Source organism: Vicinamibacterales bacterium (genome assembly GCA_035699745.1).
GTDB lineage: Bacteria > Acidobacteriota > Vicinamibacteria > Vicinamibacterales > 2-12-FULL-66-21 > JAICSD01.
On record DASSPH010000010.1, the window covers coordinates 99,383 to 113,552 of the forward strand.

General features: G+C 69.2%; 12 protein-coding genes. 8 read left to right on the top strand and 4 right to left on the bottom strand.

Annotated elements, in window-relative coordinates; all coding sequences use genetic code 11:
- Positions 1–61: 61 nt before the first annotated feature.
- From moaA to VFK57_01375, 4 genes are read right to left on the bottom strand one after another with little or no spacing between them, the layout of a single operon-like run.
- A complete protein-coding gene (gene moaA / locus VFK57_01360) occupies positions 62–1,090 on the bottom strand; it encodes a GTP 3',8-cyclase MoaA (GenBank protein HET7694327.1) in 1,029 nt (342 codons plus the stop codon).
- A gap of 23 nt (positions 1,091–1,113) precedes the next feature.
- On the bottom strand, positions 1,114–3,768 hold the full coding sequence (locus VFK57_01365; GenBank protein HET7694328.1) for an ABC transporter permease: 2,655 nt from the start codon (positions 3,766–3,768) through the stop codon (positions 1,114–1,116).
- Between the two features lie 7 nt (positions 3,769–3,775).
- Positions 3,776–4,108 (bottom strand): PadR family transcriptional regulator, encoded by a 333-nt coding sequence (locus VFK57_01370; GenBank protein HET7694329.1) that lies wholly within the window; start codon positions 4,106–4,108, stop codon positions 3,776–3,778.
- 24 nt (positions 4,109–4,132) lie between these two features.
- A complete protein-coding gene (locus VFK57_01375; GenBank protein HET7694330.1) occupies positions 4,133–4,534 on the bottom strand; it encodes a hypothetical protein in 402 nt (133 codons plus the stop codon).
- 77 nt (positions 4,535–4,611) lie between these two features.
- On the opposite strand from VFK57_01375, the gene VFK57_01380 reads away from it, so the two are divergent.
- The 8 genes from VFK57_01380 (at position 4,612) to VFK57_01415 (ending at position 14,127) form a co-directional block, all read left to right on the top strand.
- Positions 4,612–6,240, top strand: a complete 1,629-nt coding sequence (locus VFK57_01380) for an amidohydrolase (GenBank protein HET7694331.1) — start codon at positions 4,612–4,614, stop codon at positions 6,238–6,240.
- Between the two features lie 152 nt (positions 6,241–6,392).
- Complete coding sequence (gene hisS, locus VFK57_01385) at positions 6,393–7,718, top strand: histidine--tRNA ligase (protein HET7694332.1); 1,326 nt, start codon at positions 6,393–6,395, stop codon at positions 7,716–7,718.
- Complete coding sequence (gene aspS, locus VFK57_01390) at positions 7,715–9,481, top strand: aspartate--tRNA ligase (GenBank protein HET7694333.1); 1,767 nt, start codon at positions 7,715–7,717, stop codon at positions 9,479–9,481. The genes hisS and aspS overlap by 4 nt, the downstream gene beginning before the upstream one ends.
- Positions 9,482–9,508: 27 nt before the next feature.
- Positions 9,509–10,477 carry a PhoH family protein gene (locus tag VFK57_01395; protein HET7694334.1) on the top strand — a complete coding sequence of 323 codons (969 nt, stop codon included), beginning with the start codon at positions 9,509–9,511 and terminating at the stop codon, positions 10,475–10,477.
- On the top strand, positions 10,461–10,994 hold the full coding sequence (gene ybeY, locus VFK57_01400) for an rRNA maturation RNase YbeY (GenBank protein HET7694335.1): 534 nt from the start codon (positions 10,461–10,463) through the stop codon (positions 10,992–10,994). The genes VFK57_01395 and ybeY overlap by 17 nt, the downstream gene beginning before the upstream one ends.
- Complete coding sequence (locus tag VFK57_01405) at positions 10,991–12,244, top strand: hemolysin family protein (GenBank protein ID HET7694336.1); 1,254 nt, start codon at positions 10,991–10,993, stop codon at positions 12,242–12,244. Before ybeY ends, VFK57_01405 begins: the two co-directional genes overlap by 4 nt.
- A gap of 201 nt (positions 12,245–12,445) precedes the next feature.
- Positions 12,446–13,360 carry a GTPase Era gene (gene era / locus VFK57_01410; GenBank protein ID HET7694337.1) on the top strand — a complete coding sequence of 305 codons (915 nt, stop codon included), beginning with the start codon at positions 12,446–12,448 and terminating at the stop codon, positions 13,358–13,360.
- Between the two features lie 194 nt (positions 13,361–13,554).
- Positions 13,555–14,127: an RNA polymerase sigma factor gene (locus tag VFK57_01415; protein ID HET7694338.1), complete on the top strand. Its 573-nt coding sequence runs from the start codon at positions 13,555–13,557 to the stop codon at positions 14,125–14,127.
- Positions 14,128–14,170: the final 43 nt, after the last annotated feature.

The window sequence follows — 14,170 nt, forward strand, 5'->3', positions numbered from 1 at the left end:
GACGGTTCCGGCCCGCGGCGTGCGGCGGCAGGCGGTGGTCAGGCGGCTGCGCCCCAGGCGATCAGCCGCCGCGGGTGTGCATCTCGAGGTGCGCGTCACGCCGGAGGGCGGCGACGGGGATGAGCACGTCCCGGGCGGGGAAGCCAAGCCGTTCTTCGGCGCCTCGATCGGCGCGCATCGACCAGACCGTGCGAATCAGGTGTGACAGCTCCGCCAGCGTCGCCCCTTCGCGGAGCGGATGCCGCAGATCGAGTCCGCCGCGGGCGTAGAGACACAGCAGCCACAAGCCGTCCGCCGTCAGCCGGCTGCGGTCGCACGCCGCGCAGAACGGCTCGGTCGTCGACGCGATGATGCCGAACGTGGTGCCGTCGCCCAGCCGGAAGCGTTCCGCCGGCGCCGAATCGCGGCCCGGCAGCGGTTCGGCGGGCCCGTACGTCTCGGCGAGCCGCGCCAGAATCTCGCGCCGCGACAGCACCGCGTCCATCGACCAGTGCGTCGCCCCGCCGACGTCCATGTATTCGATGAAGCGGATCTCCGCGCCGATCGATCGCGCGAAGGCGAGCAGCTCGTGCAGCTCGTCGTCGTTACGGCCGCGTATGACGACGGTGTCGAGCTTGATCGAATCGAAGCCGGCGCCGGCGGCGGCGTCGATGCCGGCGAGCACCGCCGGCAGCTCGTCGAAGCGCGCCAGCGATTGAAAGCGGTCGCGCCGCAGCGTGTCGAGGCTGATGGTGATCCGGTGCAGGCCCGCGGCGCGCAGCGCCCCGGCCTGGCTCGCGAGGAGCACGCCGTTGGTGGTGAGCGCGAGATCGCGGATCGCGGGCTTTGCCGCGATCAGCTCGACGAGGCGCGGCAGATCGCGGCGGAGGAGCGGCTCGCCGCCGGTGATGCGGACGCGATCGACCCCTTCGGCCGCGAACGCGTCCACCAGCACGGCGATCTCCTCGAAGTCGAGGATGTTCTCGCGCGGCAGCCACGCGTAGTCCGTTTCGGGCATGCAGTACTGGCAGCGCAGGTTGCAGCGGTCGGTGACCGACACGCGGAGACTGCGCAGCGGACGGTCGAAACGGTCCAGCGCGGGGATGGTCAAGCTTCCATTATCGCAGGGACGCCTCAGGCCCGCAGCGCGCGGCTGGGATCGAGGCTGGCGGCGCGCCTGGCCGGGATGAAGGCGGCGATCAACGCCACCGCCGCGAGGACGGCCGCGACCCCGGCGAACGTCAGCGGATCGTTCGGCCGGACGTTGACGAGCTGACTGGCGATCGCCTGGGCGGCGAGGCTGGCGCCCAGCGCACCGGCGACCACGCCGGCCGCCACGGGAAGCGCCGCCTGGCGCACGACCAGCTTCAGCACGCTGCCGCGGGACGCGCCCAGCGCCAGGCGGATGCCGATCTCCGAGGTCCGCTGAGCGGCGAAGTAATTGATGACGCCGTAGATCCCCACCCCGGCGAGCAGCAGGCCGACCGCGCCGAGCAGCGCGAGCAGCATCGTGTTGAACCGCGCGGTGTCGAGCGTCGCCGCCATCCGCTCTTCCATCGTGCGCTCGGCGAACAGCGGCACGCCGGGATCGACGCCGGCAATCGCGCGCCGCACCCCGGGCGCGAGCCCCGCCGCATCCCCGTCGGTCCGCGCCGCGACGAACAGCGACCGGCGCGTCCAGTTCCAGGCCGTTTCGTCGAGCTGCGCCAGCGGCTGATAGAACTCCAGGTCGACCGGTCCGGCTGGCCCGCGCCAGCGCACGTCGGCGACGACGCCGATGACGGTCTTCGGCCCCCGGGGTGAGGAACCGTTGACGCGGCGGCCGATCGGATCCTGGTTCGGCCACAACCGCTGCGCGAGCGTCTGGTTGACCACCAACACCAGCGGTGCGCCGGCACGATCGCCGTCGTCGAAGCCGCGGCCGCGGACGATCGGCAGGCCCATCACCTCGAAGTACGCCGGCGAGACGAACCGCGCCATGCTCTGGCGCACGTTGCGCGGCTCCGGAGCCTCCCCGTCGGGGACCAGTCCATTCGAGAACGTGCCGACGCCGGGAACGTTGGACGCCACCATCGCGGCACGGACGCCGGGGACGCCCTTCACCCGCGCCTCGATCTCTCGCGCCGCCTGCAGGACCGCCGCGGCGGATTCGTACTTGGCCGCGGGCAGCGCGAACCGCCCGGAGAACACTCCCTTCGGATTGAAACCCGTGGGCACGCGCTGGGTTTCGATCGCGCTGCGGATCAGCAGGCCCGCGCCGACGAGCAGAATCAGCGCGAGCGCCACCTCGGTGGCGATCAACGCCGATCGGACGAGATCGCGCGCGCTGCGCCCGCCGGCGCCGCGCGCCGCCTCTTTCAGCGTGCTGTTGATGTCCGTGCGCGAGGCGCGCCAGGCGGGCAGCAGGCCGAACACCACGCCCGCCAGCACTGCGACGGCGCCGGCGAATCCGACGGCGGATCCGTCCAGCCGCGCCTGTTCGAGCCGCGGGACGCCGGCCGGGGCGTAGGCGACGAGGAGGCGGATCAGTCCGCGTGCGAGCGCGATGCCGACGGCGGCCGAGACGAGGCTCAGCACGACGCTCTCGGTGAAGAGCTGACGGACCAGGCGTCCCTGCCCGGCGCCGAGGGCGCTCCGCACCGCCAGCTCCCGGGCGCGGGCGGCGCCGCGCGCCAGCAGCAGGTTCGACACGTTGCCGCAGGCAATCAGCAATACCGCCAGCACCGCGGCGAGCAGCACCACGAGCCGCTGCGCGTAATCGCCGACGAAGCTGGCCATCAGCGGCGCGACCGTGAACGTGCGCTCGGCGTTGTCCTTGGGGAACCGCTGCGCCAGATTCGCGCCGACGGTGCTCAGGTGCTGTGCCGCCTGCTGGATCGTGACGCCGGGACGCAGCCGTCCGTACACGGTCAGGAAGTGCTCGTCGTGCATCCCTTTCCGCTCCGGCGTGAATGCGATCGGCACCCACAACGCCTCGGAATCGGCCGTGAAGTCGAACGATTCCGGCATCACCCCGACGACGGTGTACGGCCGGCTGTCGAGCGTGAGGGTGCGGCCGAGCACGCCCCGATCGGCGGCGAACTGGCGCGTCCAGAACCGGTGGCTGAGCACCACGACCTGGTCGCGTCCGGGCTCGTCTTCGGCCGGACCGAACACGCGCCCCAGCGCGGGCGGCACGCCCCACACGTCGAAGAAGCCGCCGGTCGCGCGCACGCCGATGACGCGCTCGGCCCCTTCGTCGCGCGCCAGCGTCATGCTGGCCCCGCTCGCGGCCGCGACCGCCTGAAACACCGTCTGCTCGGCCGCCATGTCGACGAAGTTGCCGGCCGACACGTTGCCGCGCCCGAGATCGCGCCAGGACGAATGCACCTCGACCAGGCGATCCGGCTCGGGCACCGGCAGCGGCCGGAGCACGACGGCGTTCAGCGTGCTGAAGATGGCGGTGGTGGCGCCGATCCCCAGCGCCAGCGTGGCCACCGAGACGGTGGTGAAGGCGCGGGCGGCGAGCATCTGGCGGACCGAAAAGGCGGCGTCCTGCCGCAGCTCGGAGACATATTGCGCGATTCGCATGCGTTGCTCCCGTCGATGACCGATGGCGCGGCACTCGCGCCGGGCCCGCCGCAGATCGCCGAAGCGATCGAGGGCGGCGCGGTGCGCGTCCGCCTCGCTCATCCCGTTGGCGATGAGGTCGCGGCGGCGCATCGCCAGATGGAACTCGAGCTCGGCGTCGACTTCCTCGTCGACGGCGGGGCGCCCGAGGCGAAGCGGAAAGCGGGTGCGGAAATCCACCGACCGCTTAGACGGTCAGCAGCACCCGGGAGATGGCAGCGGAGAAGCGCGCCCACTCCGCCGTGCTCGCGGCGAGACGCTTCCGGCCCGCCGGCGTGATCCGGTAGAACTTGGCCTTCCGGCCGAGCTCGGAGGTGCCCCAGCTCGCCTGAATCAGTCCGCGCTGTTCCATTCGATACAGCGCCGGATAGAGCGATCCGTCCTCCACCTGCAGCACGTCGCCGGTGCTGTCTTCCAGCCATCGCGCGATCGCGTACCCGTGGCGCGGACCGCCGGCGACCGCTTTGAGGATCAGGCTCTCGAGCGTGCCGTGGAGGAGTTCGCTGGACGGAGCCGCCATCACCAGATTATCTGGGTGTCATGGCTAGATTGTCAAGGTATCGGGGGACGACGGTGTTCTTCCATACGGCACTGCGATGAACGCGGCGACGAACAGCATGCCGAGCAGCAGATCCGGCGCCGCCGTCATCGCGGCGTCGGTCGCGATCGCGCCGCGCGAGTAGAGCGCCGCCACGGTGGTGACGTGGCCGAGCTTCTCGACGATGGCGGGAATCATCAGCCACCGGTAGCGCGGGGGGTCGGAGCCGATGACGAGGAACGCCAGCTGCCACGCGAGCGCGACCGAGATGAACCCGTAGAAGAAGTGCGGGTAGTCGAGCGGCGGCGGCCACGGCTTGCCGGTGATGTCGACGAGGAAATACAGCGGGACGAGGACGAGGATCCCCCACACCCCCGCGCCGATGAAGACAAACTTCGCGAACTTCATGGTCCCCTACCATAACTCCGTCGGGCGGCCTTCCATTCCGCCCCTGGCGGCGCGCGCCGATGGATATAATTCCGGCGATGAAACGAGCTGGCTTGTTCGCCCTGATGATGACGGTGGCGGCGTTGGCCGTCCCGATGGCCCAGAACCCGGCGCCGCGTGCGGCCACTCCGAAGCTGGACGCCCTGAAGCAGGAGGCCGCGGCCGACGTCGAGCAGCGGGCCAGATTCGCGCAGGAGATGGTCGACCAGATCTTCAGCTACGGCGAGCTGGGATTCCAGGAGGTCGAGACCAACCGCTACCTGATCGACATCCTGAAGAAGAACGGGTTCGCGGTGACCGAAGGGGTCGCCGGCGTGCCGACGGCGTTCTGGGCCACGTGGGGATCCGGCAAGCCGGTGATCGCGCTGGGCTCCGACATCGACGGCATTCCGCAGGCGTCGCAGAAGCCGGGCGTGGCGTATCACGATCCGCTGATCGAAGGGGCGCCCGGCCATGGCGAGGGGCACAACTCGGGGCAGGCGGTGAACATCACCGCGGCGATCGCGGTGAAGAAGATCATGGAGCGCGAGAAGCTCCCGGGCACGATCCGCATCTGGCCCGGCACCGCCGAGGAGCTGGTCGGGACGAAGGCGTACTTCGTCCGCGCCGGCCTGTTCAAGGACGTCGACGTCGCGCTGTTCACGCACGTGGACGACTCGCTCGACGTGTCGTGGGGCGCGCGCTCGGGCACCGGCCTGGTGTCGGTCCAGTACTCGTTCCAGGGAGAGACGGCGCACGCGGCGGGCTCTCCCTGGCGCGGCCGCAGCGCGCTCGACGCGGTGGAGCTGATGGACATCGGCTGGAATTTCCGCCGCGAGCACCTGCGCCTCAGCCACCGCTCGCACAGCGTGATCGTCGACGGCGGCGATCAGCCGAACGTCGTCCCGCGGACCGCGTCGGTCTGGTACTACTTCCGCGAGATCGATTATCCGAACATCAAGCAGCTGTGGGAGACCGGCGACACGATGGCCAAGGCGGCGGCGATGATGGCGGGGGTCGAGCTGCTGCCGTCGAAGGTGCTCGGCAGCGCCTGGCCGCAGCACTTCAACCGCACGGTTGCGGAAACCACCTGGGCCAACATCCAGAAGGTCGGGATGCCGAAGTGGAGCGAGAACGATCAGCAGCTCGCGCGCGCGCTGCAGAAGGAGCTGAAGAACGCGCGAACCCCCGGGCTCAACGAGCGGATCGGCAACAGCCTCACCGGTCCGGTCCAGAACAACACCGGCGGCGGATCCGACGACATCGGCGACGTGTCGTGGAACGTGCCGACGGTGACGCTGCGCTTCCCCGCGAACATCCCCGGCCTCCCCGGCCACAACTGGGCGAACGCGATCTCGATGGCGACGCCGATCGCGCACAAGGGGGTCGTCGCCGGCGCCAAGGTCCAGGCGATGACGATGCTCGATCTGGTGTCGCGCCCCGAGCTGGTCGAGCAGGCGTGGAAGTACTTCCGCGAAGTGCAGACGAAGGAGACGAAGTACGAACCCCTGCTGCGCCCGCAGGACCAGCCCGCGATCTGGCTGAACAAGGCCACGATGGAGCGCTATCGGCCGGAGATGAAGAAGTATTACTACGACCCCTCGCGCTTCCCGAGCTATCTCGATCAGCTCGGAATCAAGTACCCGACAGTGAAGAATCCCGGCGCCCAACTCCCGACGCCCGACTGACGCCCGAGTCCCGACGCCCGGGCTTCCAGAAGCTCCAGCCATCCCCTTGGGAGTTTTGGGAGTTCCGGGACCCTTGGGAGTTTTGGGCGTTGGGCGTTCCCTGGGCGTTGGAAGTTGGGAGTCGGCCGTTGACGGGGCAGTAAACTGTAAGGATGCACACCGGCCCAGCGCGCGGCATGCGCGACTTCCTCCCGGAGGACGTCCGCCGCCGCCAGTACGTGATCGAGGTCGTGCGCCGCGTGTACGAGCGCTACGGGTTCGAGCCGCTCGAGACGCCAGCGCTCGAGAACATCGAGACGCTGACGGGCAAGTACGGCGAAGAGGGCAACCAGCTCATATTCAAGGTGCTGCGCCGCGGCGAAGGGGCGGCGAGCGGCGAGACCGATCTCGCGCTGCGCTACGACCTCACCGTCCCGCTCGCCCGCGTCGTCGCCGAGCACCGCGCCCGGCTGCCGCGCTTCTTCAAGCGCTACCAGATCCAGCCGGTGTGGCGCGCCGACCGTCCGGCGCGCGGCCGGTTCCGCGAGTTCTACCAGTGCGACGTGGACGCGATCGGCTCCACCGCGCCGGTGGTCGAGGTCGAGATGATTGCCGCGGTGAGCGAGGTCCTGCACGCGCTGGGGTTCAAGGACTTCACCGTGCAGGTGAACCATCGCGCGCTGCTGACCGCCATGCTCGACGCGGCGGGCGTTCCTGCCGCGAAGCACGCCGACGCGCTGATCGCCATCGACAAGCTGGACAAGATCGGCCGCGACAAGGTGGGGGACGATCTGGTCGCGCGCGGCCTCGAGCGTGCGGCGGCGGACGCATGTCTCGACGCCTTCGAGCACGTCGACGCGTTCACCGCCATGGTGGGGCGGACCGACGCCGGCGCGGCGGCGAAGCGCAACGTCGACGAGATCATCGCGCTCACCGACGCCACCGCGGCGCGCGGCCACATCCAGTTCACGCCGCGGCTGGCGCGCGGCCTGTCGTACTACACCGGCGCGATCATGGAGGTCTCGGTGCCCGATCTCGCCGGCAGTCTCGGCGGCGGCGGACGCTACGACGGGCTCATCGGCATGTTCTCGGGGGAGCAGATCCCCGCCTGCGGCTTCTCGCTGGGCCTGGAGCGGATCCTCGTGGTGATGGCCGAGCGCCACATGTTCCCCCCCGAGGTGCAGTCGTCGGGGCCGGATGTGCTCGTCACGATCTTCGACCAGCCGCTCGCGGCCGAATCGCTGCGGCTGGCGCGCGAGCTGCGCGGGGCGGATTTGCGCGTCGAGCTGTATCCCGAGGCGCTGCGCCGCGGCAAGGATCTCGGCAAGGCCTTCAAATACGCCGACGCGCGTCAGGCGGCGTTCGTCGCGGTGCTGGGGGAGGACGAGCTCGCCCGCGGCGAGGTTAAGATCAAGAATCTGCGCACCGGCGAGCAGCAGTCGGTGCCCAGGGATGTCGCCGCCTCGACCATCGGACCTCGGATATCGGACACTCAATGAGCGTAGAGCCTCTCGGCCAACTGGCCCGCACGCACACGTGCGGGGAACTGAATCTTTCGCACGTCGGTCAGGAGGTCGTCCTGCTCGGCTGGGTGCATCGCGTCCGCGATCTCGGCGGCGTCATGTTCTTCGACATCCGGGACCGCCACGGCCTGACCCAGGCCGTGGTGCGCGACGCGGCGCTGGAGGAGAAGGCCAAGCGGCTCCGTCCCGAGTTCGTCGTCGCCATCCTCGGGCGGGTCGACGCCCGCGCGCCCGAAGCGGTGAATCCCAAGCTGAAGACCGGCGAGGTCGAGGTCGCGGCGCGCGAGATCCGTCTGCTGAACGACGCCAGGACGCCGCCGTTCCCGATCAACGAAGAGACCGCGGTCTCGGAAGAGATGCGGCTGCGATACCGCTACCTCGATCTGCGCCGGCCGAAGCTGCAGCAGAACATGATCCTGCGGCACAAGGCGGCGTTCGCGGTGCGCCAGTACTTCGACGAGCAGGGTTTCCTCGAGATCGAAACGCCGATCCTGACCAAGTCGACCCCGGAAGGGGCGCGCGACTACCTGGTGCCGAGCCGGGTCCACCCCGGGGAGTTCTACGCGCTGCCGCAGTCGCCGCAGATCTTCAAGCAGATCCTCATGATCTCCGGGCTGGATCGCTACTTCCAGATCGCCAAGTGCTTCCGCGACGAGGACCTGCGCGCCGACCGCCAGCCCGAGTTCACGCAGGTCGACCTCGAGATCTCGTTCGCGACCGAGGACCTCGTCTTCTCGATTCTCGAGCCGCTCATGGGACGGTTGATGGCGCTGGTCGGCCGCGACGCGCCGCCGTTCTTCCGCCGCATGCCGTACGCGGACGCGATCGCGAAGTACGGGTCCGACAAGCCGGACCTGCGCGCCGGCATGGAGCTGCAGCTGCTCTCCGAGCCCTTTGCCGCGTCAGGGTTCGCGCTGTTCCGCGGCGCGATCGACGCGGGCGGGGAGGTGCGCGGCTTCGTGATTCCGGGCGCCGCCCGCTACTCGCGCAAGGATCTCGACAACCTGATCGACGAAGCGAAGGGGCTCGGCGCCGCCGCGCTGGTCTGGGCGCGCCACGCCGAGGGCGCGGTGCAGAGTCCCGCGCTCAAAGCGGCAGGCGAGGACACGATCCGCCGCGCCCTGACGATGGCGGGCGCCGAGGCGGGGGACCTGCTGGTCATGGCCGCGGGCCAGCACGATCCGACGGCGCGCCTGCTCGGCCAGCTCCGGCTCAACGTCGCGAAGCGCGAGAACCGCCTCGACCCGAACCGCTACGAGTTCCTGTGGGTCGTCGACTTTCCCATGTTCGACTGGCGGGAAGACGAGCAGCGCTGGGAATTCATGCACCATCCGTTCACCGCGCCGCTCGAGTCGGACGCCGCCCGGCTCGAGTCGGACCCCGGCAGCGTGCGCGCGCGCGCCTACGACATGGTGCTCAACGGCAGCGAGATCGGCGGCGGCAGCATCCGGATCCACGATCAGCGGATTCAGCGGCTCGTCTTCAAGATGCTCGGCATGTCGGACGAGGAAGCGAAGGCGCGATTCGGCTTCTTCGTGGATGCGCTCGAATACGGCACCCCGCCGCACGGCGGGATCGCGCTGGGCCTCGATCGCATCTGCGCCATCCTCGCCGGCGAGGCGTCGATCCGGGAAGTGATCGCGTTCCCCAAGACGGCACAAGCCGTGGATCTGATGTCGGGCGCGCCGTCGACGGTCGATCCGCGCCAGCTGCGGGAGCTGCACATCCGCCCGCAGTGACAGCCATGCTAGGATCGGCGCAGTAACTTGCCCACTTCAGCGATACGCAAGATTCAGATTCCCGACGAGGGGGCTGAATCCCTGTTCGGCACCTACGACGAGAACCTCAAGCAGCTCGAAACGCAGTTCGGCGTCCGCATCCGCACCAGCGGGAACGAGCTGATCGTCGAGGGGGAGCCCGCCGACGTCGCCCGCGCGGAGAAGGTGCTCGACCAACTGTCCAGCTTGATGCGCGGGGGCTACCGCCTCGGGAAGGGCGACGTGCGTACCGCCGCGACGCTCGTGGCGCAGGACGAAAACGTCGAGCTCGCCGAGTATTTCCTGCGATCGACGACCAAGGCCGCGGGCGGCAAGCGCCAGGTCACGCCGAAGTCCGTCAACCAGAAGCGTTACCTCGACGCGATCGAAGCCCACGACATCGTGTTCGGCATCGGCCCTGCCGGCACGGGTAAGACTTACCTGGCGATGGCGCAGGCGGTCTCGTTCCTGCTCGCCAAGCGGGTCAGCCGGATCATCCTCGCCCGCCCTGCGGTGGAAGCCGGGGAGAAGCTCGGGTTCCTGCCCGGCGACCTGCAGGAGAAGGTGAACCCGTACCTGCGTCCGCTCTACGACGCGCTCTACGACATGATGGAGATGGAGCGCGCCGAGCGGCTGCTCGAGCGCGGCACCATCGAGGTCGCGCCCATCGCCTTCATGCGCGGCCGCACCCTCAACGACGCGTTCGTGATCCTCGACGAGGCGCAGAACACGACGTCCGAGCAGATGAAGATGTTCCTGACCCGTCTCGGCTTCGGCTCGAAGGCGGTGATCACGGGAGACGTGACGCAGATCGATCTGCCGACCGGTCGCACCTCCGGCCTCACCGAGGCGATGAAGGTGGTGGGCAACATCGAGGGGATCGCGTTCGTGCACTTCGACGACAAGGACGTGGTGCGTCACGCGCTCGTCCAGCACATCGTGAAGGCGTACGAAGCTTACAGTGGACCCAGACAGTAGCCGCGCCTCCGCCGCGAAGCGGCGCCGGGGGGCCGCGGCGCACGACGGCGGGCGGATTCGGATCTCCGTCACGGACGGCCGCGGATCGAGCGCCTCCGCTCCGGGGCTCGCCGCCTGGCTGCAGCGGGTCGCGCCGCGTCACGCGCCGCCGGAGCTCACCATCGCGCTCGTCAGCGACGCCCGGATCCGCGCCCTGAACCGGAAGTTCCGGCGCCGGAACGCGGTCACCGACGTGCTCTCGTTCGAGCCGTCGGATCTCGCGATTGCGACCGGCCGCGCGCGCGCGCAGGCGCGGGACGCCGGCCACGCCTACGCGGACGAGCTCAAGGTCCTCGCCCTGCACGGCCTGCTCCACCTGATCGGTTACGATCACGACGACCCGGCCGACCGGGGGCGGATGGACAGGCTCGAACGCCGGCTGCGCGCGAAGGGTGGACTGCGCGAGAGCCTGATTGAGCGAGCGGCGCGCGCGCGCCCGGGGCAGCGCGCGCGGCGGCGCCCCACGCCTGCACGATGATCCCGCTGACGCTGTTCCTGCTCGCGGTCGCCGCCGTCTACGTCGGCACGATCGAGACGGCCTTCAGCTCGCTGATGAAGCTGTCGCTGCGCCTGATGGCGGAGCGCGGCCGCGACGACCGGCTCGGCTACTATCTCGACGACCCGATTCAGTTGTTCGTCCCCGCGCGGCTGATGCTCGGGTTGATCTTCTCGCTCGCGACCGTGCTGCTCGCCGTGGTGACCGGCCGCTCCGGCATCAGCCTGGCCTCGCTGTCCACGCTGCTCGCCTGCGTCGCCGTCTACATCATCCTGTGCGAGCACGTGCTCCCGTCCATCATCGTGCGCAAGAACCCGGAAGCGGTGCTCGCCGCGATCCTGCCGCCGTTCAGCTTCGTCGCGCAGCTGATGTCGCCGCTCTCGGGCGGTCTCGTGCGCCTGCTGTCGACCGCGAGGCCGGAGCGCGCCGCGACGCCACAGGAAGCCGCTGACGACGATCAGGGCGAAGTGGCGCACGCCTATCTCGAGGCCGGTGAAGAGCAGGGGCTGATCGAAGGGGACGAGCGGCGGCTCCTGCAGTCGATCGTCGATTTCGGCGGCACGCTGGCTCGCGAAGTCATGACGCCGCGGCCCGACATCGTCGCCATTCAGGCCGACGCCACCGTCGCCGATCTGCGCGCGCTCTTCCGCGAGCAGGAGTACTCGCGGTTCCCGCTGTTCAAGGACAACCTCGACAACATTCTCGGCGTCATCCGCGTCAAGGACCTCCTGCAGCTGGACGACGCCGCGTCGGCGTCGCAGCCAATCATGCCGCTGGCGCGTCCGGCGACCTTCGTCCCCGAGACCAAGCGCGTGCCGGAGCTGCTCAAGGAATTCCAGCGGCGCCAGGTCCAGATGGCGATCGTGGTGGACGAATACGGCGGCACCGCCGGCCTGGTCACGATCGAGGATCTGCTCGAGGAGATCGTCGGCGAGATTCGCGACGAAGACGACGTCGAGTCGGATCCGATCGTCGACGAGGGCAACGGGTCGTACGTGTTCAGCGCGAAAGTCAGCTTCGACGAGCTTCGCGATCGCCTCGATCTGGAGACCGAGCCCGAAGGGTTCGAGACCGTCGGCGGCTACGTCCTGTCCCGCGTCGGCCGCGTCCCGGCGGTCGGCGAGACGCTCGAGGTCGACGGCCTGTCGGTCGAAGTGCTCGAGGCCGAGCGGCGCCGCATTCACAAGGTCCGCATCCGCAAAGCCAGCGAATCCCTCATCCCTCATCCCTGATCCTGAATCCCGGATCGCGCATCCTCATCCCGGATCGGGCATGCTCATCCCGGATCGGGCATCCTCATCCCGGATCGGGCATCCTCATCCCGGATCACGGACTGGGATTCGGGATTCGGTCCTGGGATTCGGGATTCGGGACTGGGATTCGGGATTCGGGACTGGGATTCGGGATGAGCGATTCAGGATGAGGGATCAGGGATGAAGGATTCGAAGATGCGCGCCGGTTACGTTTCGATCATCGGCCGGCCCAACGCCGGAAAATCCACGCTGCTCAACCGCCTCGTCGGCGAGAAGATCGCCATCGTCTCGGACAAGCCGCAGACGACGCGGACGCGGATCCTCGGCACGAAGAATTACCCCGGCGGGCAGCTCGCCTTCGTCGACACCCCCGGCATCCATCGGCCGCTGCACCGCATGAACGTCAGGATGGTCGACGCCGCGATCGAGACCTTGCGCGAGGTGGATGCGGTGATGCTGGTCCACGACGCCGCATCGCGTCCGGGCGCCGGCGACGAGTTCGTGTCGCGGCTGCTGCAGGGGGTGACCGTCCCGGTGGTGCTGGTGCTGAACAAGATCGATCTGATCGACAAGGCGGCGCTGCTGCCGCTGATCGATCAGCTGCGCACGTGGCACGATTTCGCCGACATCGTCCCTGTGTCTGCCGCGACCGGCGACGGCGTCGAGCAGCTCGAGCGCACCCTGCTGGCGAAGATGCCGGAAGGAGAGCCGCTGTTCGCCGAGGACTACCTCACCGACCAGCCGCAGCGGGTGATCGTCTCTGAAACGGTCCGCGAGAAGGTCCTCCACCACACCCGCGACGAACTGCCGTTCTCGACCGCGGTGGTCGTCGACCAGTTCGACGAGCCCGACCGCCCCGGCGGGCTGCTGCGCGTCTACTGCACGATCCTCGTCGAGACGGAGTCGCAGAAGCCGATCGTGATCGGCCGGGCCGGTTCGATGATCAAGAAGATCGGCACCGAGGCCCGCCAGGACCTGGAAGCGTTCTTCGGGTCGAAGGTGTATCTCGACCTCCGGGTGAAGGTGAAGCCTGACTGGCGCGACGACGAGCGGGTGCTGGACGATCTGGGACTGCCCAGGAGGGGGAGACGGTAGTCAATTCCCAACTGCCAAGGCCCAACTCCCAAAACTCCCAAAACTCCCAACGTCATCGTGTGGGCTTTGCGAAGTGAGAGCGATTCTTGTGCTCCACCGCATGCCTAGCGCGCACCACCCGATGGACCGCATCCCGTTGGAACCTTTCTCGTCCTCGAACTGAATATCGACAACCGGCGTCAAACCCGGGGGCGATGAGCGATTCGGACGAGGAACTGATGGCCGCCGTGGCGGCTGGGGACCGCGAGGCGTTCGGGGCGCTGTATCGGCGCCGGCGGGCGGACGTCTACCGGTTCGCGCTGCACATGACCGGGGCCGCGGCGGCGGCGGAAGACGTCGCGCAGGACGTCTTTCTCGCCGTCATTCGCGACGCGCACCGCTACGCGCCGGATCGCGCGGCGGTGTTGCCGTGGCTGCTCGGGATCGCCCGGAACGTCGCGCGGCGGCGGCTGACCGAGCGGCGCTACGAGCCGCTGCCCGACGGGACGGCGGAGCCGGCGGTGCACGCCGATCCGCTGGACGGCCTCGCGCGAACGCGGCAGACCCTGGCGCTGCGGCGCGCGCTCGGCGCGCTGCCGGTGGTCTACCGGGAAGCGGTGGTGCTGTGCGACCTGCAGGAACTGTCGTATCAGGACGCCGCCCATGTAGCGGATTGCGCGATCGGCACCGTGCGATCGCGCCTGCATCGCGGCCGCCAGATGCTGGCCGCGACATTGCGCCGCGAGCGGCACGCCTTCGGCGGCTGGCCCGCCCCCCACTGGCTGTAACGGATGGCGGAAAGCGGCAAGCGGATAGCGGTAAGCGGATGGC

Excerpts from the sequence above, each read along its gene's own strand:
- VFK57_01405 (HET7694336.1), top strand. The coding sequence starts at position 10,991 with ATGATCCCGCTGACGCTGTTCCTGCTCGCGGTCGCCGCCGTCTACGTC.
- aspS (HET7694333.1), top strand. The coding sequence starts at position 7,715 with ATGAGCGTAGAGCCTCTCGGCCAACTGGCCCGCACGCACACGTGCGGG.
- VFK57_01370 (HET7694329.1), bottom strand. The coding sequence starts at position 4,108 with ATGGCGGCTCCGTCCAGCGAACTCCTCCACGGCACGCTCGAGAGCCTG.
- VFK57_01375 (HET7694330.1), bottom strand. The coding sequence starts at position 4,534 with ATGAAGTTCGCGAAGTTTGTCTTCATCGGCGCGGGGGTGTGGGGGATC.
- era (HET7694337.1), top strand. The coding sequence starts at position 12,446 with ATGAAGGATTCGAAGATGCGCGCCGGTTACGTTTCGATCATCGGCCGG.
- hisS (HET7694332.1), top strand. The coding sequence starts at position 6,393 with ATGCACACCGGCCCAGCGCGCGGCATGCGCGACTTCCTCCCGGAGGAC.
- VFK57_01380 (HET7694331.1), top strand. The coding sequence starts at position 4,612 with ATGAAACGAGCTGGCTTGTTCGCCCTGATGATGACGGTGGCGGCGTTG.
- VFK57_01415 (HET7694338.1), top strand. The coding sequence starts at position 13,555 with ATGAGCGATTCGGACGAGGAACTGATGGCCGCCGTGGCGGCTGGGGAC.